Source organism: Paenacidovorax caeni (assembly GCF_001298675.1).
GTDB classification, from domain to species: Bacteria; Pseudomonadota; Gammaproteobacteria; order Burkholderiales; family Burkholderiaceae_C; genus Paenacidovorax; species Paenacidovorax caeni.
The window spans coordinates 48,605-74,509 of record NZ_CYIG01000001.1; the positions used below are offsets into that span (position 1 = coordinate 48,605).

The window sequence follows — 25,905 nt, forward strand, 5'->3', positions numbered from 1 at the left end:
TGCGTCAACGGCTGGCAGCGTGGGCAGGCACGGGCGGCGGCAGCGCCTTGGCCTGCAGCGCGCGCGCCTGCACCACCAGCTGGTTGTGCGCGTCCAGGAAGGCGGCGGCGATCACCTTGCCCTCGTTGGTGTTGCTCCACCCCGCTCCGGCACCTCCCCCCAGGCGCCCCAGCACCAGCCCGCCTACGCCCAGGTCGGTGGTGCGCGCGGCGCCCGTGGCAGCGGCCACCTGCTCGGTGGTTTCGTTGTCGGACAGCAGCAGTGCGGTCTGCGCTTCCTTGAACTTGACTTGCTCAACCAGGCCCGCCAGTCCGGCGATGTCGCGCAGCACGGGAACCATGGCGATCACACCGGCCAGGCCGCGCCCGGCATCCTGCTCGCTGAAAGTAAGACTGGGCGTGAGGGTGTACTGTGCCTCGTAACCCTTGCCCTTGGCCACGGTGGACTGCGGACGCAGGACGCCCGCATCCTTCAGGTCCTGCTCCTGCACGGTGCCGCGCAGGCCCGCGCCCCGGTCCACCACGCGAAAGCAGCCGCTTTGCTGCGCCAGCAGCTTGATCAGCGGCACCGGCGAAGCGGGCAAATGGTAACTACCGCCCATGGTGTAGCCGTTCGGGTTCTCCGCCAGCGCCACCGTGGCCACGGGGGCATCGCAGCGCTGCAGTTCACGGGCCGCATTCCGGGCCCCCTCGGGCCCCGCCGAGCCGGTAACAACAGAACCGCCCTGGCCCAGCTCGGTTTTCTTTTCGCCGCAAGCGGGTAGCAGCACAGCGATGATCAGACAGACACTCACCAAGCCAAGGGGGACGGGTAGACGGTTTAGAGTCTTCAATCATTCACTCCTCGGCGAAGAAGTCGGAATCGATGCGTTTGAGCTGGTAGGTCGCGGCCACGGAGACGCCCAGATCGTGTTCGATCATCAGGTCTGCCAGGCGCTCCCCATCGATAAGCACGACTTTGTAGTTGCTGTTGCTGGCGGCGTAATCACGTGCTTCCTGACTGAAGCGCGAAGTGGTGATGAACACGCCTTTGCTGGCTCGTTGGCCAGCCAAGGCGCCAACAAACTGCTGGATTTCCGGGCGACCGACCACGTTGATCCAGCGCTTGGCCTGCAGGTAGATGGCATCTAAGCCCAATCGGTCTTCGTTGATGACGCCATCGATGCCGCCGTCACCGCTGCGCCCGACGGCCCGACCAGCCTCCTCACGGCTGCCACCGTAGCCCATTTTGATCATGAGTTGAACAATCAACAGTTCGAAAAACGTGGGGCTGCACTTGAGAAGTGACGCGCGCAGCTCGGTCGACAATTCGTGGCGCAGCGCCTGGTGCGCTCGCTCCATCGCCTCTTCAGGAGGAATGCCCGCTTGCACCTCGACAGAATCTGCAGGTGTGGCCTCGGACTCCGAGGCACTGCCCCTTCGCGCCTGTTGGTACTGCGGTATTTGCTGCAGCAGCTTGAGATCGATCCGATCGGGGCACCGCGCCAAGAGCTGCTGCCCCTGGGGAGTGATGCGAAACACGCCGCGACGAGGTGCGTCGACCAGCCCAGCCATTATCAGATGCTGCTTGGCCCAAGCCAGGCGGTTGTAAAACAGGGGCGCCCGCCCACTAGGCAGAAGCTGTTGGCGATCCTCCGGTGTCAATCGAAAGCTAGCTGCCAGCACTTCGACCGCATCGCGAAATGCATGTTCATTCCCATCACCTGCATGAGTCAGCAAAGGGAGCATCAAGGTCTGAAAATCAGGAATGGCCATGGGCTACACCGTAAAAAAGGGCACCCATAGGCGCCCTCGATTCAACCTTGCAAGCCAAGGGCCAGCATCAGCCCACCGCCACCGGATTGCGCAGGCGGATATGCAGTTCGCGCAACTGCTTCTCGTCCACGGGCGAAGGGGCTTGCGTGAGCAAGTCTTGCGCGCGCTGCGTCTTGGGGAAGGCGATCACGTCGCGAATCGACTCGGCGCCGGTCATCAGCGTGATGAGGCGATCCAGGCCAAAGGCCAGACCGCCGTGCGGGGGCGCGCCGTACTGCAGCGCATCGAGCAGGTAGCCGAACTTAGCGCGCTGGTCTTCCGGGCCGATGTTCAGGGCTGCAAAAACCTTGGCCTGCACGTCGGCGCGGTGGATACGCACCGAGCCACCGCCCAGTTCCCAGCCATTGAGCACCATGTCGTAGGCCTTGGCGATGCACTTGCCCGGATCGGTGTCCATGAGGTCTTCGTGGCCGTCCTTGGGCGACGTGAAGGGGTGGTGCACAGCCACCCAGCGGTCTTCTTCCTCGTCATGTTCGAACATGGGGAAGTCGACCACCCACAGCGGCGCCCAGCGGTTCTCGAACAGGCCGTTCTTCTTGCCGAATTCGCTGTGGCCGATCTTCAGGCGCAGCGCGCCGATGGAGTCGTTGACGATCTTTTCCTTGTCAGCGCCGAAGAAGAGCAGGTCGCCGTCCTGCGCGCCGGTGCGCTTCAGGATCTCGGCAATGGCCGCGTCATGCAGGTTCTTGACGATGGGCGACTGCAGGCCGTCACGGCCCTTGGCGGCTTCGTTGACCTTGATCCATGCCAGTCCCTTGGCGCCGTAGATCTTGACGAACTCGGTGTACTGGTCGATCTCGCCACGGCTGATGGCGCCACCGCCCGGCACGCGCAGGGCCACCACACGGCCGCCCTTGGTAGTGGCCGGAGCGGAAAAGACCTTGAAGTCCACGTCCTTCATCACCTCGGTCAGCTCGGTGAATTCGAGCTTCACGCGCAGGTCGGGCTTGTCGGAGCCGAAGCGGAACGCCGCCTCTTGGTAGGTCATGATGGGGAATTCGCCCAGATCCACGTCCAGCTGCTGCTTGAACACTTCGGTGATCATGCGCTGGAAGATGGCGCGGATTTCCTCTTCGTTCAGGAACGAGGTCTCGCAGTCGATCTGCGTGAACTCGGGCTGGCGGTCGGCGCGCAGGTCTTCATCGCGGAAGCACTTGGTGATCTGGTAGTAGCGGTCATAGCCGGCCACCATCAGCATCTGCTTGTAGAGCTGGGGCGACTGGGGCAGCGCAAAGAACTGGCCGTCGTGCACGCGGCTGGGCACGAGGTAGTCGCGCGCGCCTTCGGGCGTGCTCTTGCCCAGCATGGGCGTTTCGATGTCGATGAAACCTTCCTTGTCGAGGAAATTGCGCACCTGGATCGCTGTCTTGTAGCGCAGCATCATGTTGCGCTGCATGTGCGGGCGACGCAAATCCATCACGCGGTGCGTGAGGCGCGTGGTTTCCGACAGGTTTTCATCATCCATCTGGAACGGTGGGGTGACCGAGGCGTTGAGCACGACCAGTTCGTGGCACAGCACTTCGATCTGGCCGCTCTTGAGCTTGTCGTTGGTGGTGCCGGCAGGACGGGCGCGCACCAGGCCCTTGACCTGCACACAAAACTCGTTGCGCACTTCTTCAGCCACCTTGAACATTTCAGGGCGGTCCGGGTCGCACACGACCTGCACGTAGCCCTCGCGGTCACGCAGGTCGATGAAGATGACGCCACCGTGGTCGCGGCGGCGGTTCACCCAGCCGCACAGGGTAACGGTTTGGCCCATCAGGGCTTCGGTCACGAGACCGCAATATTGGGAGCGCATGGCCATGGGGAGTCTTCCTGCGCCCCGGAAGGGCGCGACGTTTGTTATCTGGAGTGGGCGAGTGCAGCAGGCTCTGGCGGAGCCACCACACCCATGGAGACTATGTATTTGAGCGCGGCATCGATGCTCATGTCGAGCTCGATGCAATCGCTCTTGCGCAGGATCACAAAATAGCCACCGGTGGGGTTGGGCGTAGTGGGTACGTACACGCTCACGTACTCGTCGCGCAGGTAAGCCGCGACTTCACCCGAGGGCGAGCCGGTGATGAAGGCGACGGTCCACACGCCCTCACGCGGCCACTGCACCAGCACCGCCGTACGGAAAGCGTTACCGCTCTCCGAGAACAGCGTGTCGGACACCTGCTTGACGCTGGAGTAGATCGAGCGCACCACAGGGATGCGGCTTACCAGCCCATCGCCCCACGCCACCAGCTTGCGCCCGGCGAAATTGCTGGCCAGCGCGCCCACCGAAAGCAGGATGAGCAGCGTCAGCAGCACGCCGAAGCCAGGTATGTGGAAGCCCAGCAGCTTATCTGGATGCCAGGCCTCCGGCAGGATGGCTAGCGTCTGGTCAAGCGTGCCGACAATCCAGTTCAGCACCCAGGCGGTAATAACGCCGGGCACGATGACCAGCAAACCGGTGAACAACCACTTGCGCAGGGCAGCCATGCCTATCCTTCAGGGGGTCAGTCTGCCTTCGAGGCAGCAGGGCAAGATGCGCAGGCTGCCGGGGCAGCCGCGGGCGCAGCCGCCTCTTCGCTCTTGGTACCCGTCGCCGGGGCGCTGCTACCGCTGCCGCCGCCACGGAAGTCCGTGACATACCAGCCCGAGCCCTTGAGCTGGAAGCCGGCAGCCGTGATCTGCTTGGAAAACGCCTCGGCGCCACAGGCAGGGCACTGTGTCAGCGGGGCATCGGAGATTTTTTGCAGCACATCCTTGGCATGGCCACAGGCGCCGCATTTGTAGGCATAGATAGGCATACGGGAGGAAACGGTGCTTGGGAAAAACCCTCGATTATAGGATGCGCCTCGTTTTCTGCAGGGGGCGCGCCATCACTCCACGCCTGCGATGGCATGGTGGCTGGCAGGCCGGTGGTGCACCCATTGCGGCACCAGCGATCCTGCCACCATGCCCACCACCGCGGCAAGAACGCCCGCCAGTTGCTGCGGAAAGGCTTCATGCAGTGCGGGCGTAGCCATGAACAGCACCCACACGCCAATGCCGAGCACCGTGGCACAAAGCGCGCCCTGCGTGGTGGCGCGCTTCCAGTACAGGCCGAAGACCAAGGGCACGAACGCCCCGACCAGCGGCACCTGGTAAGCGCCGGAAACGAGCTCAAAAATAGGGGTACCTTCCATCTTGATGGAGTAAACCAGTACCGCGATGGCGAACACCAGCACGCTGATGCGCATGATGCGCAGGTTTTCCAGGTCGCTGATGTACTCAGGGCGGAACTGGCGCCAGATGTTCTCGGTGAACGTGACGCTGGGCGCCAGCAGCGTGGCCGACGCGCATGACTTGATGGCAGACAGCAGCGCACCGAAGAACAGCACCTGCATGACCACGGGCATCTTGTCCATCACCAGCGTCGGGAGGACTTTCTGGGGATCATCCTCCAGCAGCGCAGCGGTCTGCTCCGGCATGATGAGCAATGCGCTAGCCACCAGGAACATGGGAACAAAAGCAAACAGGATATAGGCCGTGCCGCCGATCACTGTGCCATGCGTGGCTGCCTTTTCCGTATTCGCCGACATCACGCGTTGAAACACGTCCTGCTGCGGAATGGAGCCCAGCATCATGGTGATGGCGGCGCCAAAGAAGAAAATCATTTCGTGCCAGGTGGGTTCGGGCCAGAAGCGGAACATGTCGCGGCTCACCGCCAGGTCGATCACCTTGCCAGCGCCGCCCGCCATGTCGGCGGCGAAGACGGCCAGCACCACCAGCCCGACCACCAGGATGATCATCTGGATGAAATCGGTCACCGCCACCGACCACATACCGCCCCAAAGCGTGTAAACCAAGATCGAGAGCACGCCGATCGTCATGCCCCAGGGAATGCTGATCACCCCGCCCGACAGCAGGTTGAACACCAGCCCCAGCGCGGTGACCTGGGCCGAGACCCAACCCAGGTAGCTGAGCATGATGATGAGCGAGCAGATCACCTCGACCGCGCGGCCATAGCGTTCGCGGTAGTAGTCGCTGATGGTCAGCAGCGTCATCCGGTAGAGCTTGGCGGCAAAAAATACGCCCACCAGCACCAGACACATGCCTGCACCGAACGGATCCTCGACCACCGCGTTCAGCCCCCCCTTGATGAACTTCGCCGGCACCCCGAGCACGATCTCCGAGCCGAACCACGTGGCGAACGTGGTGGTGATGATCATGTACATCGGCAGATGGCGGCCGGCGATGGCAAAGTCGGCCGAGTTCTGTACCCTTCTGGCGGCCCACAGGCCAATGCCGATGGTGACAAACAGGTAGGCAATCACCATGATGAGCAGCACGCTGGTACTCCTTGCGAGGTCAGGATGGAGGTTGTGAAATAGAGGCCGCGCTCAGAACACGTAGAAGCGCAGGTAGAGCTGCAGCCCCAGCAGCCCGAGCACAAAGCCCACGCCGCCATACATCAGGGCCTGGAGCAGGCGGTTGGTGCGCTGCTGCGCCTGCAGCAGCTCGCGCAGCAATTGCGGCTGCGTCTGCGTCTGGGGCTCCTGGCGCAAGTAGCTGTGCAGCAAGCGCGGCAGCTCGGGCAGCAGCTTGGCGTAATGCGGTGCCTGGTCACGCAGCTCACGCAGCAGGCGCTGAGGGCCAAGCTGGTCGAGCATCCACTTTTCCAGGAACGGCTTGGCCGTGCTCCACAAATCCAGGTCTGGATCGAGCTGGCGGCCCAGGCCCTCGATGTTGAGCAGGGTCTTCTGCAACAGCACCAACTGCGGCTGGATCTCCACGTTGAAGCGGCGCGACGTCTGGAACAGGCGCATCAGCACCATACCGAGAGAAATCTCCTTGAGCGGTCGGTCGAAATACGGCTCGCACACCGTACGCACCGCTGCTTCCAGCTCGTTGACGCGCGTCTCGGGCGGCACCCAGCCACTCTCGATGTGCAGCTCAGCCACGCGCTTGTAGTCGCGGCGGAAGAAGGCCGTGAAGTTCTGCGCCAGGTATTCCTTGTCGACCTCGGTCAGCGTGCCGACGATGCCGAAGTCGAGCGAGATGTAGCGGCCGAACGTCATGGCGTCGAGGCTGACCTGGATGTTGCCCGGGTGCATGTCGGCATGGAAGAAACCATCACGAAAGACCTGGGTGAAGAAAATGGTGACGCCATCGCGCGCCAGCTTGGGAATGTCCACGCCAGCCTCGCGCAAGCGCTCGACCTGGCTGATCGGCACGCCGCGCATGCGCTCCATCACCATGACCTCGGTGTGGCAGAAGTCCCAGAACACCTCGGGCACCAGCACCAGATCCAGCCCTTCCATGTTGCGGCGCAGTTGCGCGGCATTGGCAGCTTCGCGCATCAGGTCAAGTTCGTCGTGCAGGTAGGTGTCGAACTCGGCAACGACCTCGCGCGGCTTCAGGCGCTTGCCGTCGGCCGAGAGACTCTCGAGCCAGCCCGCCATCATGCGCATCAGCGCCAGGTCTTTTTCGATCACCGGCAGCATGCCGGGGCGCAGCACCTTCACGGCGACATCGCGCTGCACGCCGTCGCGGTCGCGGATGACGGCGAAATGCACCTGCGCAATCGACGCACTGGCCACAGGCTCACGCTCGAACGAGATGAACACCTCGCCCAACGGCTTGCGAAAGGCACGCTCAATCGTCGCTACGGAAATTTGCGAATCAAACGGCGGCACGCGGTCCTGCAACAGCGCCAGCTCGTCGGCGATGTCCGGCGGCATCAGGTCGCGCCGGGTGGACAGCACCTGGCCGAATTTGACAAAGATAGGGCCCAGCCGCTCCAAAGCCTCGCGCAGGCGCTGGCCACGTGGTGCCTCCAGGTTGCGACCAATCGACACCAAACGCGCCAGCAAGCGCAGCCAGGGATGCTCGAAGCTGGACAGCACCAGCTCATCCAGTCCATAACGCAGCACCACCCAAACAATGGTGGCGCCACGGAAAACACGGCTCATGACGGCGCCCGGTCAGGAGGCTGCGAACCTGCACGCCCGCCCGCGAATCGGGCAACGAAGGCGCCCAGCGCCTGGGTCACTCGGCGTGCGCCTTGGGCGATGGCGTGGGCAGGCGCATCCCCCACGATCCGCGCCAGGTCTTCCTCCAGATCCCAGCGCACATGGTCTACGAGCCAGTTGATCTCGCCCGCCAGTTGCACGTCGCCCTGGATGCTGATGGTGGGCTTGTCGCCGCGCAACGCCGTTTGCGCCAGGGCCAGGGGAGAGGTTTCGGTCACAACGATCTGCAGATCGGGCTGCGCGCCCGGCGCCGCCACGTTGAACAGCCCGGCGGGCGTGACCTGCAGGGCCATCGAAAACTGGCGCCATTGCACACGCGCGACACGGCCAGACTGGCCAAGAAGCCGGCCCATGGCCTCGCGCTCCTGCATCAAGACATGATTCAACAGCAACACGACGCGCTGCTGCACCTCATGCACCATCCACTGCGGCGGCTGCGGCCCCGCCACGATGCGTTGGGCGAGGTTTTCCAGAAATGAAAAAGGGGACTGTGTTGCCATAGCCCCCGATTATTCCCCAGGACGGTACCGCCTGGTTTTTGTGGCACCCGTGTTACTGCAGTGCCTGCAGGCCCGCCACCAGCCAGCCGCTGTTGCCGCTCTTGGGCTTGGTCATGTTCCAGACTTCACGGAAGGGGCTCAGGCCAGCGCCCTGCTCTTCACGGATCATGCCGGAAAACTCAACGCTGGCCATGTAGTCGCTGCCGAGATCCTCAATGCCCAGGAGCTGTGCATCGATCACGTCGACATCCGTACGGTTCGGCGCATCGCCACGGTGCTGATCGCGCTCGGCGAGCTGGGCGCGCACTTCGCTCAGCAGCTCGTCCGTCATCATGGAGCGCAAGGTGGACAGGTCGCCACGGTCCCAGGCGCTTTGCAGCGTGACGAAATTGCGCTTGGCCGCGGCGAGAAAGCCCTCGGTATCGAAGCCCTCCGGAATACCCCAGTTCTGCGAACCGGTGAGCGCAGAGCCGATAACGACACCACCCGCCACAGCACCGCCTGCCATCTGCGGACGTGCAGCTTCGAACGCCGCGCCCTGGCTCTCCCAGGGGCGCGCCGAGGCGTCGTTGCCGACCTTCTCGGGGTTGTACTGGCGCGCCACGGGCGCATCCACCGGCGCACCCGCGCCCTGGAATGCGAAGGGAGCACCACCTGCGGCTGCGGGTTTGCGCGAGCGCATGATCATGCCAATCACGGCGAATGCCGCCAGGGCCAGCAAGGCGATCAGCAAGATATTGCCGAACGCTGCACCCAGGCCGAGCGAGTGGGCCAGCCATGCCAGGCCCAGGCCAGCAGCCAAGCCGCCGAGCATGGCACCCCAAGGCTTCTTGGGCGCCGCAGCGGGTGCCGGGTTGGCAGCGGGTGTGGCGGGTTTGGCCGCATTTTGCGCAGTCGCGTTTTGTGTGGGGGCAGCAGGCGTCGAGGGAGGCGTGCTGGCCTCGCGCTGGGTGACATTACTGGACTGCTTGCCCATGGACTTGCCGCCGCCCATGCGGCGGGCATCGGCATCCATATGGGCCATTGCCAGCATGGCGACCAGAACCACAGACCACAAGTTTTTCATGTCAATTTCCGCTTTCTATAAAGAGTCGAGGGGGATTCAGCCGTTCAGCACTTGATGCCCACATGCAGGGCGACAACGCCGCCCGTCATGTTGTGGTAATCCACGTGCCCAAAACCATTGTGTTGCATGAGCGTCTTTAGTTCCTCCTGGCCCGGGTGCATGCGGATGGATTCCGCCAGATAGCGGTAACTGGCATCGTCGCCCGCCACCAGCTTGCCCAGCCGGGGCAGTACGTTGAAGGAATACCAGTCGTAGGCCTTTTCCAGCGGCTTCGCCACCTTCGAGAACTCCAGCACCAGCAGGCGCCCGCCGGGTTTGAGCACACGGCACATCTCGGCGATGGCGAGATCCTTGTGCGTCATGTTGCGCAGGCCGAAGGCAACGCTGACCAGGTCGAAGTGGCCCGTGGGAAAAGGCAGCTTCTCGGCATCGCACACCAGGGTGGGCAACACCACGCCCTTGTCGATCAGACGGTCGCGGCCTACGCGCAGCATGGCCTCGTTGATATCGGTATGCACCACGCGGCCGGTGGCGCCAACCTTCTTGGCGAACGCCAGCGACAGGTCGCCCGTTCCGCCCGCAATGTCGAGCACCTGGTCGCCATCACGCAGGTTGGCCACCATGACGGTGTAGGCCTTCCAGGCGCGGTGCAGGCCGCCGGACATCAGGTCGTTCATCACGTCATACTTGGACGCGACGGAGTCGAACACGCCGCGCACACGGCGTGCCTTGTCCTGTTCATCGACGGTTTCAAAACCGAAATGCGTGCTGCTCATGGGAAGAATCCTAGGGGCGTACCGGCCCCGCGTACAGCGACAACCCCGCACCTTCATGGGGCATCGTCGCCAAAATGGAGAAAAAACGGCGCTTGGCGGCCCTCAATGGCTGCCGCAGCCCCCGCCCTTGTGCGGCCGGGGGGCCATGGGGGCATCGCGGTCGGCGCCCACATCCTGCAGGCGCTGCAGGTAGCGCTGCCAAAGTTGCTCCTGGTCGCGCCCGAGTTCATGCAAGTAAGCCCAGGTGAAGATGCCGCTGTCGTGGCCGTCGGAGAACACGGGCTTGACGGCATAGTGGCCCACGGGCTCCAGGGCCAGCAGCGTGACGTCGCGCTTGCCGGTCTGCAGGACTTCCTGCCCCGGGCCGTGGCCCTGGACCTCGGCCGAGGGCGAATACACGCGCAGCAGCTCGAACGGAATACGGTAGACCTCGCCACCGGCAAAGACAACCTCGAGCACACGCGACTGGGCGTGCACGGTCAGCGCTTCAGGTACGGGCGCACTGGAATCGGCCATGGTGTCACCTCGAAAATTGCAAGTAAAAACAGGCTCTAGCGCTTACCCAGCAAGCGCTAGCAGCTATGAATTGGATAGTGCATGACGCAGCGCGGCGTCCAGCGCAGGCAAGCGCGCGGCCAGGGCCGCCTCCTGCGCTGCGTCGCGCGCGCGCTGCGGCGGCGCCCAGACGGGCGCGGGAAAGTGGCTGTCCCAGGCGAAGCGCGCAATCACGTGCCAGTGCAGGTGCGGCACCATGTTGCCCAGCGCTGCCAGATTGACCTTGGCGGGCGACAGCTGGGTGCGCAGCACCTGCTCCACGCGCGCCACGACGTCCATGCAGTGGGTACGCTCGGCAGGCGACAGATCGGAGAACTCCGCCACATGCGCGTTCCACACCACGCGGTAGAAGGCGGGAAAACCGGCTTCATCGGCGCGGATCAGGCGCAGCTGGTCGCCGCGCCAGACCAGCGTGCCGCCGTCTGTTTCGCACAGCGCACAGGTCATACCAGGACCCGCTCAATGCCGCCGGCGTTGGCACGCTGCACGTACTCGGGCAACCAGTTGGCGCCCAGAATCTGGCGTGCCATCTCGATCACGATGTAGTCGGCTTCAAGCAGGCCGGTGGACAGGTCATCCTGGTAGCGCGAGATGCCCTGCAGGCAGCTCGGGCAGCTGGTCAGGATCTTGATGTTGTCCTGCGCGCCCACGGCGCCGCTGCTGCGCAGCTGCGCTTCGCCCTTGCGAATTTCCTCGGTCTTGCGAAAGCGCACCTGCGTGGAGATGTCCGGCCGCGTCACGCCCAGCGTGCCCGACTCGCCGCAGCAGCGCTCGCTCTTGAGCACCTTGTCGCCCACCAGTGCGCGCACGGTCTTCATCGAGTCGCCCTGCTTCATCGGGTTGTGGCACGGCTCGTGGTACAGGTAGCCGCCCTGGCCCTCGGGCAGCTTGATGCCCTTTTCCAGCAGGAATTCGTGGATATCGACAATGCGGCTGCCCGGGAAGATCTTGTCAAACTCATAGCCCTGCAACTGGTCGAAGCAGGTGCCGCAGCTCACCACCACCGTCTTGATGTCCAGATAGTTCAGCGTGGTGGCCACGCGGTGGAACAGCACGCGGTTGTCGGTGATCATTTTCTCGGCCTTGTCCTGCAGGCCGCTGCCGCGCTGCGGGTAGCCACAGCACAGGTAGCCCGGCGGCAGCACGGTCTGCACGCCGGCGTGCCACAGCATGGCCTGGGTGGCCAGGCCCACCTGGCTGAACAGGCGCTCGGAGCCGCAGCCCGGGAAGTAGAACACCGCCTCGCTGTCGGCCGTGGTGGCGGCCGGGTCGCGGATGATGGGTACGTAGTCCTTGTTTTCGATGTCGAGCAACGCGCGTGCCGTCTTGGTGGGCAGGCCACCGGGCAGCTTCTTGTTGACGAAGTGGATCACCTGCTCCTTGATCGGCGCCGTGCCCACGGTGGCGGGCGGGCGCGCGGTCTGCGGGCGGCTCAGGCTGCGCAGCGCGTCCACGGCCATGCGCTGCGCTTTGAAGCCGACGTTGACCATGCCCGCGCGCAGCAGGTTGATGGTGTCGGGGTTGGTGGCATTGAGCATGGCCATGGCCAGCTTGTTGCCGGGGCGCAGGCTCTTCTTGCCCATCTTCACCAGCAGGCTGCGCATGGCCATGGTGACGTCGCCGAAGTCGATCTTCACCGGGCACGGCGTGTAGCACTTGTGGCACACGGTGCAGTGGTCCGACACGTCCTCGAACTCCTGCCAGTGCTGGATGGACACGCCCCGGCGCGTCTGCTCCTCGTACAAGAATGCCTCGGCCAGCAGCGAGGTGGCCAAAATCTTGTTGCGCGGCGAGTACAGCAGGTTGGCACGCGGCACGTGCGTAGAGCACACCGGCTTGCACTTGCCGCAGCGCAGGCAGTCCTTGACGCTGGCAACGATGTCGCCAATGTCGCTCTGGCGCATGATCAGCGACTCGTAGCCCATCAGGCCGAAGCTCGGCGTGTAGGCGTTGGTCAGGTCGGCAAAGCGCAGCGAGCGGCGTGCAGGAATTTTGGCCAAATCGGCCTCCAACGCCCGCCCATCGTGCGCTGACAGCTCCTGATTGCGTAGCAGCTTGCCATCGTTGAAGCGCCCTTGCGGGTCAATCCGGCGCTTGTATTCGGCAAACGGCGCCAGCTCCTCGTCGGTGAGGAACTCCAGCTTGGTGATGCCAATGCCGTGCTCGCCCGAGATCACACCGCCCAGGCTGCGCGCCAGCACCATGATGCGCGCCACCGCTTCGTGCGCGGTTTGCAGCATGTCGTAGTTGTCGCTGTGCACGGGGATGTTGGTGTGCACGTTGCCGTCACCGGCATGCATGTGCAGCGCCACCCACACGCGGCCCTTGAGCACGCGCTGCTGCACCTCGCCCAGCGCACGCATCAGCGGCTCGAAGTCGCTGCCGGTGAAGATGTTGCGCAGCGGGTCGCGGATTTGCGCCTTCCAGCTGGCGCGCAGGCTGTGGTCTTGCAGCTGCGGGAACAGTTCCTCCACGCGCTGCAGCCAGTCTTGCCACAGCGCACGTGTTTCGCGCACTTGGGCCAGCGCCAGGGCCAGCTTTTCTTCCAGCAGCTCGGGCGAAGGGGGCTCGCCGCCCGCCTCGGGCTTGCCCAGCGGCAGCTCGCCACGTGTGAAGAACGCCTCAATCGCATCGGCCAGCTCAATTTTGTTGCGCAGGCTCAGTTCGATGTTGATGCGCTCGATGCCGTCGGTGTACTCCGCCATGCGCGGCAGCGGAATCACCACGTCTTCGTTGATCTTGAAGGCGTTGGTGTGGCGGCTGATGGCGGCGGTTTTCTTGCGGTCGGCCCAGAATTTCTTGCGCGCTTCGGCGCTCACCGCCGTAAAGCCCTCACCCGAGCGCGAGTTGGCGATGCGCACCACCTCGGCGGCGGCACGCGCCACGGCGTCGGGGTCGTCGCCCACAATGTCGCCCACCAGCAGCATCTTGGGCAGGCCACCGCGCTTGCTCTTGGTGGTGTAGCCCACGGCACGCAGGTAGCGGTCGTCCAGGTGTTCCAGCCCGGCCAGCAGCACGCCCGAGCGCTTTTGCTCGGCAAACATGAAGTCTTTGATCTCGACGATGCTGGGCACCGCTTCCTTGGCAGAGCCAAAGAACTCCAGGCACACAGTGCGCGTGTGCTCCGGCATGCGGTGCACGATCCAGCGCGCACTGGTAATCAAGCCGTCGGTGCCCTCTTTCTGCACGCCGGGCAGGCCCGAGAGGAACTTGTCCGTCACGTCCTTGCCCAGGCCCTCCTTGCGGAAGGTTTTACCCGGAATGTCCAAGCGCTCCGTGCGCACCGGCGTCTTGCCGTCGGCCTCGAAGTACTGCAGCTCAAAGCTGGCAACTTCGGCGTCGTGAATCTTGCCCAGGTTGTGGTTGATACGCGTGACTTCCAGCCACTGCGCATCAGGCGTGACCATGCGCCAGCTCGCCAGGTTGTCCAGCGCCGTGCCCCACAGCACGGCTTTCTTGCCGCCCGCGTTCATGGCAATGTTGCCGCCAATGCAGCTGGCCTCGGCGCTGGTCGGGTCCACCGCAAAGACAAAGCCTGCGCTCTCCGCCGCATCGGACACGCGCTGCGTGACCACGCCGGCCTCGGTCCACACCGTCGCCACCTCCTGCTCGACACCGGGCAGGCGGCGCATTTCCACGCCGCTCATGGCTTCGAGTTTTTCGGTGTTGATGACGGCGCTGCGCCACGTCAGCGGAATGGCCCCGCCCGTGTAGCCGGTACCGCCGCCACGCGGAATGATGGTCAGCTCCATCTCGATGCAGGCCTTGACGAGCTGCGCCATCTCGGCCTCGGTGTCGGGCGTGAGCACGACAAACGGGAACTCGACGCGCCAGTCGGTGGCGTCGGTCACGTGGCTGACGCGCGACAGGCCGTCAAACTTGATGTTGTCCTTGGCCGTGTGGCGCCCCAGTCGGCGCGCGACGCGCTTGCGCATTTCGCCCACCTCGGCCAGCGTGGCGTCGAATTCGGCGATGGCGCGGCGCGCGGCATCCACCAGCAGGCCGACGCGGCGGTCGCGCTCGGGGTCTTCCTGCGGCAGGCGGCGCTTCTCGATCTCGGCGATGCGGTGGCGCATGGCGTCCACCAGCAGCTTGCGCCGCGCGGGGGTGTGGATCAGGTCGTCCTGCAGGTACGGATTGCGCTGGACAGCCCAGATGTCGCCCAGCACTTCGTACAGCATGCGCGCCGAGCGGCCGGTGCGGCGCTCACGGCGCAACTGGTCGAGTACGTCCCAGGCCGAAGCACCCAGGAGGCGAATCACGATTTCCCGGTCGGAAAACGAGGTGTAGTTGTACGGAATCTCGCGCAAGCGCACGGGCTCAGCGCCCTGTGCCTGCTGCAAGGCAGCCAGCTCTATCGGAACATTCATGGGGTCAACCTGGGATGGACGCGCGACGCGCCCTCGTGCCTCGGGGGTGCGATTTTAAGGGCGCGGCCTGCTACGCCGCTGGCGCATAGGGCCACACGTCTAGAACAGCACGCGGCAGCGGATGGTGCCTGCCACCTGCGAGAGTTTTTCCAGCGCCAGTTCGGAGGACTGCGCATCCAGGTCGATGACCACGTAGCCCAGTTTGTCGTCGGTCTGCAGGTACTGGCCGGCAATGTTGACGTGCAGTGCCGCGAACACCTGGTTGATGGCCGAGAGCACGCCCGGCTGGTTGTGGTGCACGTGCAGGATGCGGTGCTTGCCCGGGTGCGCGGGCAGCGCCACCTCGGGGAAGTTGACCGAGGTGATGCTGGTGCCGTTGTCGCTGTACTTGACCAGTTTTTCCGCCACCTCCAGGCCAATGTTGGCCTGCGCCTCCTGCGTGGAGCCACCGATGTGCGGCGTCAGGATCACGTTGTCCAGCCCGCGCAGCGGCGAGGTGAATTCGTCCTTGTTGCTCTTGGGCTCGACCGGGAACACGTCCACCGCCGCACCCGCCAGGTGGCCTTCGCGCAGCGCCTGGGCCAGCGCGTCGATCTCGACCACGGTGCCGCGCGAGGCATTGATGAGGATGGCACCGGGCTTCATGGCGGCGATTTCGGCGGCGCCAATCATCCACTGCGTGGAAGGCACCTCGGGCACGTGCAGGCTCACGATGTCGCTTTGCGCCAGCAGCGCGTGCAGCCCAGCCGCCTGGCGCGCGTTGCCCAGCGGCAGCTTGCCCACCACGTCATGAAACACAACCTGCATGCCCAGCGCTTCAGCCAGCACCGACAACTGCGAGCCAATCGCGCCATAGCCGATGATGCCCAGCGTTTTGCCCCGGGCTTCGTAGGCGTTGTCGGCGCTCTTGAGCCAGCCGCCGCGGTGCGCCGCCGCGTTGCGCGCGGGCACGCCGCGCAGCAGCAGGATGGCCTCGGCCAACACCAGTTCGGCCACCGAGCGGGTGTTGGAGTACGGCGCATTGAACACTGCGATGCCGCGCTCGCGCGCGGCCTGCAGGTCCACCTGGTTGGTGCCGATGCAAAAGCACCCAATGGCCACCAGCTTGTGCGCATGCGCCAGCACCTCGGCCGTTAGCTGGGTACGCGAGCGCACGCCGATAAAGTGCGCATCGGCGATCTTGCGCTGCAGCGCCTCGCCCTCCAGTGCGCCAGGCAAGGCCTCGATCTGGGAATAACCTGCCGCACGCAGCACCTCCTGGGCACTGGGGTGGATGCCTTCGAGCAGCAGGAAACGGATCTTGCTCTTGTCCAGGGATGTCTTGTGCAACATGGGAGGGCCTTTGGCGGAAAGTGACGGGAAACAAGCATGCTGCATCGCACAAAACCTTAGCGAATGCACCGCTATTGGGCAGACGCCCTGCCATTCGTCACAATGCGCCCCTGACGACAGGCTGACGACGGGTTTCCCCCGGTTGTGACACGGGCGCGGCTTGTGCGACAACGACACCGTTCTGTCACCAACGCCCCCTACCCTGGGCCGTTTGGTAGCCCTTGCCATCCCAACAGGAGTCTTTCATGCAATTCAAACAACTGGCCATGGCCGCGGCCATCGCCGCCACTGCGGCTGCGACGCACGCGCAAACTGAAATTCAGTGGTGGCACTCCATGACCGCCGTGAACAACGAGTGGGTCAACGACCTGGCCAAGCAGTTCAACGAAAGCCAGAAGGACTACAAGGTGGTGCCCACATTCAAGGGCTCCTACCCCGAGAGCATGACGGCGGCCATCGCCTCGTTCCGCGCCGGCAACTCGCCACACATCCTGCAGGTGTTTGAAGTGGGCACCGCCACCATGATGGCCAGCAAAGGCGCCACCGTGCCCGTGGGCAAGGTGATGCAGGACGCGGGTCTGGCGTTCGACCCCAGCGCCTACATTCCGGCCGTGGCGGGGTACTACACGGCCCCCAACGGCCAGATGCTGAGCTTTCCGTTCAACAGCTCCACCACCATCTTTTATTACAACAAAGACGCTTTCAAAAAGGCCGGCCTGAACCCCGACAAGGCCCCGGCCACCTGGCCCGAGGTGTTTGAAGCTGCCAAGAAGCTCAAGGCCAGCGGCCATAGCTGCCCGATGACGCTGGCTTGGCAAGGCTGGACGCAGCTCGAATCGTTCTCGGCCTGGCACAACGTGGAATTTGCCACGCACCAGAACGGCCTGGCCAAGGACGGCTATGCCGCACGCCTGAAGATCAACTCGCCGCTGCACGTGCGCCACATCAACAACCTGGCCCAGGCCGCCAAGGCGGGCGAGTTTGTCTACAAGGGCCGCAACTCCGACGCCCAGGGTTCATTCACCTCGGGTGAGTGCGCCATGATCCAGACCTCGTCGGGCTACTACGGCGATGTGGCCAAGAACGCCAAGTTCGCCTACGGCTTGGCCCCCCTGCCCTACTACCCTGACGTCAAGGGCGCACCGCAGAACACCGTGATCGGCGGTGCTTCGCTGTGGGTGATGGCCGGCAAGAAGCCCGAGGAATACAAGGGCGTGGCCAAGTTCTTCGACTTCCTGTCGCAGACCAAGGTGCAGGCCGCCAGCCACCAGCGCACGGGCTACCTGCCGATCACCATGGGCGCCTATGAGCTGACCGACAAATCCGGCTTCTACCAGCAGCGCCCTGGCACCGATGTCGCCGTGACGCAGATGATCCGCAAGGTCACCGACAAGTCGCGCGGCATCCGCCTGGGCAACTACCTGCAGATCCGCACCATCGAGGACGAGGAGCTGGAACTGGTCTGGGCCGGCAAGAAAACCGCCCAGGAAGCGCTGGATACCATCGTCAAGCGCGGCAATGAGCTGCTCGCGCGCTTCGAGCAGGCCAACAAGGGCAAGTAAGCGGCCTTCCGCATCGGCCTCCGCCGCCCACGGGCGCGGAGGCTTTTTGCCGTTTCTGGAACGACCTTCATGGAAAAACGCGTACTTTTCCGTTCGCGCTGGCTGCCCTGGGTGCTGCTGCTGCCCCAGTTGGCCATCGTGGGCGTGTTCTTTTTCTGGCCCGCCAGCCAGGCCATCCTGCAATCGGTGCAGATGGAGGATGCCTTTGGTATGAGCCGCGAATTCGTCGGGCTGGAGAACTTCGAGCGCCTGTGGAACGACAGCTCGTACCTGGCCTCGTTCCAGGTCACTGCCCTGTTCTCGGTGCTGGTGGCCGGCATCGGCATCGTGCTGGCGCTGGTGCTGGCGGTGTTTGCCGACCGCATCACGCGCGGCGCGCTGGTCTACCGCACGCTGCTCATCATGCCCTACGCCGTGGCGCCGGTCATTGCGGGGGTGCTGTGGATGTTCATCTTCTCGCCCTCCATCGGTGTGCTGGCCTACGGTCTGGAGAAGATGGGCTACACCTGGAACCACCTGATGAACGACAACCAGGCCATGGCGCTGGTCGTCATCGCCTCGGTGTGGAAGCAGATCTCGTACAACTTCCTGTTCTTCCTGGCGGGCCTGCAGTCCATCCCCAAGTCGCTGATCGAAGCGGCCGCCATCGACGGTGCGGGCCCCTGGCGGCGCTTTTGGAGCATCCAGCTGCCGCTGCTGTCGCCCACCACCTTCTTCCTGCTGGTGATCAACATCGTCTACGCTTTTTTTGACACCTTCGGCATCATCGATGCCACCACGCACGGCGGGCCCGGGCAATCCACGTCCATCCTGGTCTACAAGGTGTACCTGGACGGCTTCAAGGCGCTCGACCTCGGCGGCTCGGCGGCGCAGTCGGTGGTGCTGATGGTGATGGTCATCGCCCTGACGGTGGTGCAGTTCCGCTACGTGGAAAAGAAAGTGCAGTACTGACCATGATCGACCGCAGCCCTTGGCTCAACTTCCTGTCGCACGCCGTGATGGTGCTGGGCGTGGCCGTGGTGGCCTTCCCCCTGTACCTGGCGTTCGTCGCCTCCACCCACACCCCCGACACCATCGTCCAGACCCCCATGCCGCTGCTGCCCGGCGGCCACATGTGGGAGAGCTACAAGGCCGCGCTGTTTGGCGCGGGCAAGCTGGGCTCCAACACCACCGCGGCCCACATGATGTGGGTGAGCTTTGTGGTGGCCATGGTCATCACCGTGGGCAAGATCGCCATCTCTTTGCTGTCGGCCTTTGCCATCGTGTACTTCCGCTTTCCGCTGAAGATGCTGTGCTTCTGGGCCATCTTCCTCACGCTGATGCTGCCGGTGGAAGTGCGCATCCTGCCCACCTACAAGGTGGTGGCCGACCTGGGCCTGCTCAACAGCTACGCCGGCCTGACGCTGCCGCTCATCGCCTCGGCCACGGCCACCTTCTTGTTCCGCCAGTTCTTCCTGACGGTGCCCGACGAACTGGTCGAGGCGGCGCGCATCGACGGCGCGGGGCCCATGCGCTTCTTTCTCGACATCCTGGTGCCGCTGTCGCGCACTTCGATCGCCGCGCTGTTCGTGATCCAGTTCATCTACGGCTGGAACCAGTACCTGTGGCCGCTGCTCATGACCACCACCGAAGACATGTACCCCATCGTCATCGGCATCAAGAGCATGGTGGCCACGGGCGGCGAGGCTGCCATCGACTGGAACGTCGCCATGGCCACCGCCATCCTGGCCATGCTGCCGCCCACCGCCGTGGTGGTGCTGATGCAAAAGTGGTTCGTCAAGGGCCTGGTCGACACCGAGAAGTAAGCATAAAAACTGGCTCTAGCCCTTACCCAACAAGCGCTAGCAGCTATCAAACTGAGTGCAATCATGGCATCTATTTCCCTGCGCAACATCGTCAAGCGCTACGGCCACGGCCCCAAAGCCCACCAGGTGATCCACGGTGTGAACGCCGAAATACAGAACGGCGAATTCATCGTGCTGGTCGGCCCCTCGGGCTGTGGCAAATCCACCTTGCTGCGCATGATCGCCGGGCTGGAGGAGATCACCGGCGGCGAGCTGTGGATCGGCAACCGCATGGTGAACACCCTGGAGCCCGCCAAGCGCAACATCGCCATGGTGTTCCAGAACTACGCGCTGTACCCGCACATGAGCAACTTCGAGAACATGGCCTACGGCCTGAAGATCGCGAAGGTGCCCGCCGACGAAATCCGCCGCCGCGTGGACAAGGCCGCCAAGATTCTGGAGCTGTCGCACCTGCTCGAGCGCAAGCCGCGCGAGCTCTCGGGCGGCCAGCGCCAGCGCGTGGCCATGGGGCGCGCCATCGTGCGCGAGCCCCAGGTGTTTCTGTTTGACGAGCCGCTGTCCAACCTCGACGCCAAGCTGCGCGGCCAGACACGCATCGAAATCCAGAAGCTGCACGCCGAGCTGGGCATCACCAGCCTGTTCGTCACGCACGACCAGGTCGAGGCCATGACGCTGGCGCAGCGCATGATCGTCATGAACGCCGGTAACGTCGAGCAATTCGGCACGCCCGAGGAGGTCTACCACCAGCCCGCCTCCACCTTCGTCGCCAGCTTCATCGGTTCGCCCCCCATGAACCTGCTCCACCATGCGCCCGGCGGCCAAACCGGGCGCATTCTGGGCGTGCGGCCCGAGCACATCGACCTGGTGCCGGGCAACGGCAGCGGCGGCTGGGAATTCACCGTCGAGACCGTCGAGCTGCTCGGCGCCGAGCGCCTGCTCTACGGCAAGGTGGGCGGCGAGGACGTGACCGTGCGCGTCGAAGAAGGGCGCCCCTACCCCAAACCCGGAGAAACTACGCGCATCGCCGCGCGCGCCGACCGGCTGCACTGGTTCGACCAGACAACAGGCCAAAGGATCACCGCATGAGCACCCCGCTCCCCTCCTGGCCCTATCCCCGCTGGATCGCCCACCGCGGCGCCGGCAAGCTCGCCCCCGAGAACACCCTGGCCGCCTTCCGCCTGGGCGCGCGGCACGGCTGGCGCATGTTCGAGTGCGACGCCAAGCTCAGCAGCGACGGCGTACCCTTTCTGCTGCACGACGCCACGCTGGAGCGCACCACCAACGGCCAAGGCACCGCCGGCGACCTGCCCTGGGGCGCGCTGGCCCGGCTCGACGCGGGCGCCTGGCATTCGCGCGCCTACGCAGGCGAAGCCCTACCCACGCTGGAGAACGTGGTGCGCTGGTGCCTCGCCAACGGCCTGGACCTGAACGTCGAGATCAAGCCCACCCCGGGCACCGAAGACGCCACGGGCCGCGCCGTGGCCTCGCTGCTGGCGCGGCTGTGGCCCGCCGGCCGCACGGCGCCACTGCTGACCTCATTCCAGCCCGCGGCACTGGAAGGCGCGCGCGCCGCCGCGCCAGCGCTGCCCCGCGGCCTGCTGGCCGACCGGCTGGCGCCTGGCGGCGACGATGTGCAGACCGCCCTGGCCCTGGGCTGCCAGGCCCTGGTGCTGAACCACGCGCTGTGGGACGCCGCGCTGGTCGCCCATGTGCACGGCGCTGGCCTGCGCTGCCTGAGCTACACGGTGAACGACGAGGCGGCGGCGCAGCGCCTGATCGGCCTGGGCACCGACGGCATCATCACCGACCGGGTGGATTTCTTCTGCCCGGCGGGCTGAACGCCTTCAGCGCCAGCCGCGCAGCAGCAGCCACTGGCTGCTCGCGCACGCCAGCACCAGTGCGGCATAGGTGAGCATCCGGCCGTCGCGCCCCAGCCACCACAGACCCGCCAGCAGCACGGCACAACCCACTACGCTATTGATAGCTGCTTGCGCGTACCAGGTAAGGCTTGAGGCCCCTTTGGGCCCCACAAAACGCCCGCCCAACGCCAGCAGCAGCGCCAGGAACAGCGCAGGCGCGGCAAAGTTGAACAGGTGGCCAAGAAGGGCGAAGAAGTCCACGAGCGTGACGTAAATCAAGACATATGCAGTACCTATTTCCCAAGGTACCGCAAGGGCAGCGGCGAATTTTATAATCCGCCCCATGGCAGTCTGGGCCCTCGGCATCAACCATACGACCGCGCCGCTTGATCTGCGCGGCCGTTTTGCGTTCGCGCTGGATCAGATAGCGCCCACGCTGCAGGGCTTGCGCCAGGCCCTGACCGAAGGCACGCGCCACCCGGCGGTCGAGACCGCCATCATTTCCACCTGCAACCGCACCGAGATTTACTGCGCTGCCACGCAGCCCGCGCTGGACCACACCCTGGACTGGCTGGCGCACACGGGCGGCGTGAATGCGTCGGTGTTGCGCTCCCATTCCTACACCCTGCAAGACGGCTTGGCCGCGCGCCACGCCTTCCGCGTGGCCAGCGGGCTCGACTCCATGGTGCTGGGCGAAGCGCAGATCCTCGGCCAGATGAAGAACGCCGTGCGCGCCGCCGAAGGCGCGGGCGCACTCGGGACCACGCTGAACCAGCTGTTCCAGCGCAGCTTCGCCGTGGCCAAGGAGGTGCGCACCAGCACCGACATCGGCGCGCACAGCATCAGCATGGCCGCTGCCGCCGTGCGCCTGGCGGGCCAGCTGTTTGAAGACCTGGGCGAGATCCGCGTACTCTTCGTCGGCGCGGGCGAGATGATTGAGCTGTGCGCCACGCACTTCGCGGCCAAGACGCCCAAGCACATCGCCATTGCCAACCGCACGCTGGAGCGCGGCGAGAAACTGGCCACGCGCTTCGGCGGCGAGGCCATGCGCATGGCCGACCTGCCCGAGCGCCTGCACGAATTCGACGCCGTGGTGAGCTGCACCGCCAGCAGCCTGCCCATCATCGGCCTGGGCGCCGTGGAGCGTGCGCTGAAGAAACGCCGCCACCGCCCCATCTTCATGGTCGACCTGGCCGTGCCGCGCGACATCGAACCCGAAGTGCAGCAGCTTGAGGACGTGTACCTGTACACCGTGGACGACCTGGCCAGCGTGGTGCAGAAAGCGCACGCCAACCGCCAGGCCGCCGTGGCTCAGGCCGAGGCCATCATTGACGCTGGCGTGCAGAGCTTTCTGCACTGGGTCGAGTTGCGCAGCCCGGCCCACGGCGACGCCAGTGGCACGGGCGGCGTGGTGCCGCTGATCCAGCAGCTCAACGCCCAGACCGACGAATGGCGCGCACTCGAAATCGCACGCGCAAAAAAGCGCCTGGCCAAGGGCGAGGACATCGACAGCGTGCTCGAAGCCCTTTCGCGCGGCCTCACGCAGAAGATGCTGCATGGCACCATGGCCGAACTGCGCGCGGGCGACGCGCAGACGCGCACCCAGACGGCGCAAACCGTCTCGCGCCTGTTCTTGCGCTCGCAAAGCAAGAGCAGCCTGTAGCGGCGCTGCACGCGCCCGCCTTTCGCTTTTCCAAGCGTTTTATGCCCCTGGCGCTTGCCTGGCAAGCGCCACCAGCTACCAAAGTGGTAGCAAAACCCCTCCAAACCCGATGAAACCCTTTCTCCGCAGCCAGTTGGAACGCTACGCGCAGCGCCTCGAAGAGCTGGACTTCCTGCTCTCGCGCGAAGACATCATGGCCGACATGGCGCAGTACCGCACCATCTCGCGCGAACATGCCGACGTGACTGCCGTGGCCGGGCGCTACGCGCGCTACCGCCAGCGCGAGGCCGACCTCGTGGGCGCGCGCGACATGCTGGACGACCCCGACATGGCCGAAATGGCGCAGGAGGAAATCGCCGCTGCCGAGGCCGAGCTGCTGCAACTGGAAGACGAGCTGCAGCGCCTGCTGTTGCCGAAAGACCCCGACGACGCGCGCAACGCCTTCGTTGAAATCCGCGCTGGCACGGGCGGCGACGAATCCGCCCTGTTCGCCGGGGACCTGGCGCGCATGTACACACGCTACGCCGCCACGCAGGGCTGGAAAGTGGAGGTCATGAGCGCCAACGAGAGCGAGATCGGCGGCTACAAGGAAGTGGTACTGCGCGTGGAAGGCGACCACGTGTACGGCGCGCTGCGCTTCGAGTCCGGCGGCCACCGCGTGCAGCGCGTGCCCGCTACTGAGACACAGGGCCGCATCCACACCAGCGCCTGCACCGTGGCCGTGATGCCCGAGCCCGACGAGCAGCAGGCCATCACGCTCAACCCCGCCGACCTGCGCATCGACACCTTCCGCGCCAGCGGCGCGGGCGGCCAGCACATCAACAAGACCGACTCCGCCGTGCGCGTGGTGCACATTCCCACCGGCATCGTCGCTGAATGTCAGGACGGGCGCAGCCAGCACAGCAACAAGGCCAAAGCGCTGCAGGTGCTGCAGGCGCGCATTCAAGAAAAAGAGCGCAGCGAACGTGCTGCCAAGGAAGCCGCGCTGCGCAAGGGCCTCATCGGCTCGGGCGACCGCAGCGACCGCATCCGCACCTACAACTTTCCGCAGGGGCGGCTGACCGACCACCGCATCAACCTCACGCTGTACAAGCTGCTGGCCATCATGGAAGGTGATCTGGGCGAAGTACTGCAGGCCCTGCAGCATGCGCGCGAAGCCGAGCTGTTGGCCGAGCTGGAAACCTCGATTTAAAGGAAAAAGGCCTCCAGCCCTTGCCAGTCAAGCGCCAGAAGCTCTCAAAACCATAGTGAACATCCCTCTGCGCAATGCCTTGCAGCAAGCCCAGCACCTGGGCCTGGCGCGCCTCGACGCACAAATGCTGCTACTGCACAGCCTGGGCCGCGACCCGAACGACCGCGCCTGGCTGCTGGCGCACGACGACGATGCGCTGCCTACCGATACCCTGGCCGCCTACCTGGCCCTGTGCCAGCGCCGCGCCGCAGGCGAGCCGGTGGCTTACCTGACAGGGTGCAAGTCGTTCTACGGGCTGCCGCTGGCCGTGGATGCGCGCGTGCTCGACCCGCGCCCCGACACCGAGACCCTGGTGGACTGGGCGCTGGAGCTGCTTGCACCCTGCGTTGCGCCGCGCATCGCCGACCTGGGCACCGGCAGCGGTGCCATCGCCCTGGCCCTGCAAAGCCAGCGCCCTGACGCCCAGGTGCTGGCCGTGGACGCCAGCGCGGATGCGCTGGATGTGGCGCAAGCCAACGCCGTGCGGCTGGGCCTGCCCGTGCGCTTCGTGCGCAGCCACTGGCTTGATGGCGTGGCCGGGCCGTTCGACGCCATCGTCTCCAACCCGCCCTACATACGGGCGGACGACCCCCACCTGGCCGCGCTCACGCACGAGCCGCTGTCGGCCCTGGCCAGCGGTGCGGACGGGCTGGACGACATTCGGACCATCACCGCCCAAGCGCCTGCGCGCTTGGCGCCGGGCGGCTGGCTGCTGCTGGAACATGGCTGGGACCAGGCCGATGCAGTGCAAACACTGCTGCGCGCGGCGGGCTTCAGCGACGTGGGCAGCCGCCACGACCTGGCGGGCATTGCCCGCTGCACCGGCGGACGCTGGGACGGCTAAGGCGTGTTGCTGCGGTGCACGCCAAAGCCCTTTGGCGCGAAAGATGCACCAAGGGTGAAATAATCGCCCCCACCGCCGCGCGCAACCCCACGTCCCCGCGTGCGGCCCGTTTTCAGGAGTATCCATGGACAACGCTACCCGCGAACGCATCGACCAACTGGTCAAAACCAACGACATCCTGCTGTTCATGAAGGGAAGCGCCAGCTTCCCCATGTGCGGCTTCTCGGGCCGTGCGGTACAGATCCTCAAGGCCTGCGGCGTCGATGCCAAAAACATCGGCACCGTGAACGTGCTGGAGGACGACGCCATTCGCCAGGGCATCAAGGATTACAGCAACTGGCCCACGATCCCGCAGCTCTACGTGAAGGGCGAGTTCATCGGCGGCTCGGACATCATGATGGAGATGTACGAATCGGGCGAACTGCAGCAGCTGCTGGGCACCCAAGGCTGACTTCGTAGCCACGCCGTCCTGCTGGGCCGCCTTCGGGCGGCTTTTTTGCGCCCCCCGCCGGTGCTCTGGACCGTACGCGCCGCTGCGCAGGAT

Annotated in this window: 24 protein-coding genes; 9 read left to right on the forward strand and 15 right to left on the reverse strand. The window is 65.0% G+C overall.

Annotation, left to right across the window (positions count from 1 at the left end):
- Nucleotides 1–4 precede the first annotated feature (4 nt).
- The 14 genes from BN2503_RS00270 to serA all read right to left on the reverse strand — a co-directional run bounded on the left by BN2503_RS00270 (nucleotide 5) and on the right by serA (nucleotide 16,394).
- Nucleotides 5–769, reverse strand: coding sequence for a CsgG/HfaB family protein (locus tag BN2503_RS00270; protein WP_434799876.1), 765 nt, complete (start codon nucleotides 767–769; stop codon nucleotides 5–7).
- 67 nt (nucleotides 770–836) lie between these two features.
- Nucleotides 837–1,754 (reverse strand): restriction endonuclease, encoded by a 918-nt coding sequence (locus BN2503_RS00275; RefSeq protein ID WP_054254638.1) that lies wholly within the window; start codon nucleotides 1,752–1,754, stop codon nucleotides 837–839.
- A gap of 67 nt (nucleotides 1,755–1,821) precedes the next feature.
- A complete protein-coding gene (gene aspS / locus BN2503_RS00280) occupies nucleotides 1,822–3,618 on the reverse strand; it encodes an aspartate--tRNA ligase (protein WP_054254639.1) in 1,797 nt (598 codons plus the stop codon).
- A gap of 38 nt (nucleotides 3,619–3,656) precedes the next feature.
- Nucleotides 3,657–4,280, reverse strand: a complete 624-nt coding sequence (locus tag BN2503_RS00285; protein ID WP_054254640.1) for a DUF502 domain-containing protein — start codon at nucleotides 4,278–4,280, stop codon at nucleotides 3,657–3,659.
- Between the two features lie 17 nt (nucleotides 4,281–4,297).
- Entirely contained in the window at nucleotides 4,298–4,591 is a 294-nt protein-coding gene (locus tag BN2503_RS00290) for an FmdB family zinc ribbon protein (RefSeq protein WP_054254641.1), read from the reverse strand.
- 72 nt (nucleotides 4,592–4,663) lie between these two features.
- The gene (locus tag BN2503_RS00295) at nucleotides 4,664–6,115 is read right to left on the reverse strand and encodes a high affinity choline transporter 1 (protein ID WP_054254642.1); all 1,452 of its coding nucleotides are present in this window, start codon (nucleotides 6,113–6,115) and stop codon (nucleotides 4,664–4,666) included.
- Nucleotides 6,116–6,166: 51 nt separating this feature from the next.
- Nucleotides 6,167–7,738 (reverse strand): ubiquinone biosynthesis regulatory protein kinase UbiB, encoded by a 1,572-nt coding sequence (gene ubiB / locus BN2503_RS00300; RefSeq protein ID WP_054254643.1) that lies wholly within the window; start codon nucleotides 7,736–7,738, stop codon nucleotides 6,167–6,169.
- Complete coding sequence (locus tag BN2503_RS00305; protein WP_054254644.1) at nucleotides 7,735–8,298, reverse strand: hypothetical protein; 564 nt, start codon at nucleotides 8,296–8,298, stop codon at nucleotides 7,735–7,737. Before BN2503_RS00305 ends, ubiB begins: the two co-directional genes overlap by 4 nt.
- A 52-nt stretch (nucleotides 8,299–8,350) precedes the next feature.
- The gene (locus BN2503_RS00310; protein WP_054254645.1) at nucleotides 8,351–9,364 is read right to left on the reverse strand and encodes a Tim44 domain-containing protein; all 1,014 of its coding nucleotides are present in this window, start codon (nucleotides 9,362–9,364) and stop codon (nucleotides 8,351–8,353) included.
- A 44-nt stretch (nucleotides 9,365–9,408) separates the two neighbouring features.
- Nucleotides 9,409–10,140 carry a bifunctional demethylmenaquinone methyltransferase/2-methoxy-6-polyprenyl-1,4-benzoquinol methylase UbiE gene (ubiE, locus tag BN2503_RS00315; protein WP_054254646.1) on the reverse strand — a complete coding sequence of 244 codons (732 nt, stop codon included), beginning with the start codon at nucleotides 10,138–10,140 and terminating at the stop codon, nucleotides 9,409–9,411.
- A gap of 102 nt (nucleotides 10,141–10,242) precedes the next feature.
- Nucleotides 10,243–10,656: a gamma-butyrobetaine hydroxylase family protein gene (locus BN2503_RS00320; RefSeq protein ID WP_054254647.1), complete on the reverse strand. Its 414-nt coding sequence runs from the start codon at nucleotides 10,654–10,656 to the stop codon at nucleotides 10,243–10,245.
- 63 nt (nucleotides 10,657–10,719) lie between these two features.
- Nucleotides 10,720–11,142, reverse strand: coding sequence for an HIT family protein (locus BN2503_RS00325; protein WP_054254648.1), 423 nt, complete (start codon nucleotides 11,140–11,142; stop codon nucleotides 10,720–10,722).
- Nucleotides 11,139–15,065, reverse strand: coding sequence for a DUF3683 domain-containing protein (locus BN2503_RS00330; RefSeq protein WP_054254649.1), 3,927 nt, complete (start codon nucleotides 15,063–15,065; stop codon nucleotides 11,139–11,141). The genes BN2503_RS00325 and BN2503_RS00330 overlap by 4 nt, the downstream gene beginning before the upstream one ends.
- A gap of 99 nt (nucleotides 15,066–15,164) precedes the next feature.
- Nucleotides 15,165–16,394 (reverse strand): phosphoglycerate dehydrogenase, encoded by a 1,230-nt coding sequence (gene serA, locus BN2503_RS00335; protein ID WP_082366455.1) that lies wholly within the window; start codon nucleotides 16,392–16,394, stop codon nucleotides 15,165–15,167.
- Nucleotides 16,395–16,642: 248 nt separating this feature from the next.
- Between serA and ugpB the strand changes: the two genes are divergently transcribed.
- From ugpB to ugpQ, 5 genes are all read left to right on the forward strand, one after another.
- Nucleotides 16,643–17,959, forward strand: coding sequence for a sn-glycerol-3-phosphate ABC transporter substrate-binding protein UgpB (gene ugpB / locus BN2503_RS00340; protein WP_054254651.1), 1,317 nt, complete (start codon nucleotides 16,643–16,645; stop codon nucleotides 17,957–17,959).
- Between the two features lie 69 nt (nucleotides 17,960–18,028).
- On the forward strand, nucleotides 18,029–18,910 hold the full coding sequence (gene ugpA, locus BN2503_RS00345; RefSeq protein ID WP_054254652.1) for a sn-glycerol-3-phosphate ABC transporter permease UgpA: 882 nt from the start codon (nucleotides 18,029–18,031) through the stop codon (nucleotides 18,908–18,910).
- A 2-nt stretch (nucleotides 18,911–18,912) separates the two neighbouring features.
- Nucleotides 18,913–19,764: a sn-glycerol-3-phosphate ABC transporter permease UgpE gene (gene ugpE / locus BN2503_RS00350; protein WP_054254653.1), complete on the forward strand. Its 852-nt coding sequence runs from the start codon at nucleotides 18,913–18,915 to the stop codon at nucleotides 19,762–19,764.
- A 63-nt stretch (nucleotides 19,765–19,827) separates the two neighbouring features.
- Complete coding sequence (locus tag BN2503_RS00355; RefSeq protein ID WP_054254654.1) at nucleotides 19,828–20,850, forward strand: sn-glycerol-3-phosphate import ATP-binding protein UgpC; 1,023 nt, start codon at nucleotides 19,828–19,830, stop codon at nucleotides 20,848–20,850.
- Nucleotides 20,847–21,602: a glycerophosphodiester phosphodiesterase gene (gene ugpQ, locus BN2503_RS00360; protein ID WP_054254655.1), complete on the forward strand. Its 756-nt coding sequence runs from the start codon at nucleotides 20,847–20,849 to the stop codon at nucleotides 21,600–21,602. Before BN2503_RS00355 ends, ugpQ begins: the two co-directional genes overlap by 4 nt.
- Before the next feature lie 6 nt (nucleotides 21,603–21,608).
- On the opposite strand, the gene BN2503_RS00365 is transcribed toward ugpQ, so the two are convergent.
- Entirely contained in the window at nucleotides 21,609–21,902 is a 294-nt protein-coding gene (locus BN2503_RS00365; protein ID WP_411914285.1) for a hypothetical protein, read from the reverse strand.
- 64 nt (nucleotides 21,903–21,966) lie between these two features.
- On the opposite strand from BN2503_RS00365, the gene hemA reads away from it, so the two are divergent.
- The 4 genes from hemA (at nucleotide 21,967) to grxD (ending at nucleotide 25,812) form a co-directional block, all read left to right on the forward strand.
- Nucleotides 21,967–23,286: a glutamyl-tRNA reductase gene (gene hemA, locus BN2503_RS00370; protein ID WP_054254656.1), complete on the forward strand. Its 1,320-nt coding sequence runs from the start codon at nucleotides 21,967–21,969 to the stop codon at nucleotides 23,284–23,286.
- A 109-nt stretch (nucleotides 23,287–23,395) separates the two neighbouring features.
- Nucleotides 23,396–24,478 (forward strand): peptide chain release factor 1, encoded by a 1,083-nt coding sequence (prfA, locus tag BN2503_RS00375; RefSeq protein WP_054254657.1) that lies wholly within the window; start codon nucleotides 23,396–23,398, stop codon nucleotides 24,476–24,478.
- A 55-nt stretch (nucleotides 24,479–24,533) separates the two neighbouring features.
- Nucleotides 24,534–25,361, forward strand: coding sequence for a peptide chain release factor N(5)-glutamine methyltransferase (gene prmC, locus BN2503_RS00380; RefSeq protein WP_411914284.1), 828 nt, complete (start codon nucleotides 24,534–24,536; stop codon nucleotides 25,359–25,361).
- A gap of 124 nt (nucleotides 25,362–25,485) precedes the next feature.
- Nucleotides 25,486–25,812: a Grx4 family monothiol glutaredoxin gene (gene grxD, locus BN2503_RS00385; protein ID WP_054254658.1), complete on the forward strand. Its 327-nt coding sequence runs from the start codon at nucleotides 25,486–25,488 to the stop codon at nucleotides 25,810–25,812.
- Nucleotides 25,813–25,905 lie beyond the last annotated feature (93 nt).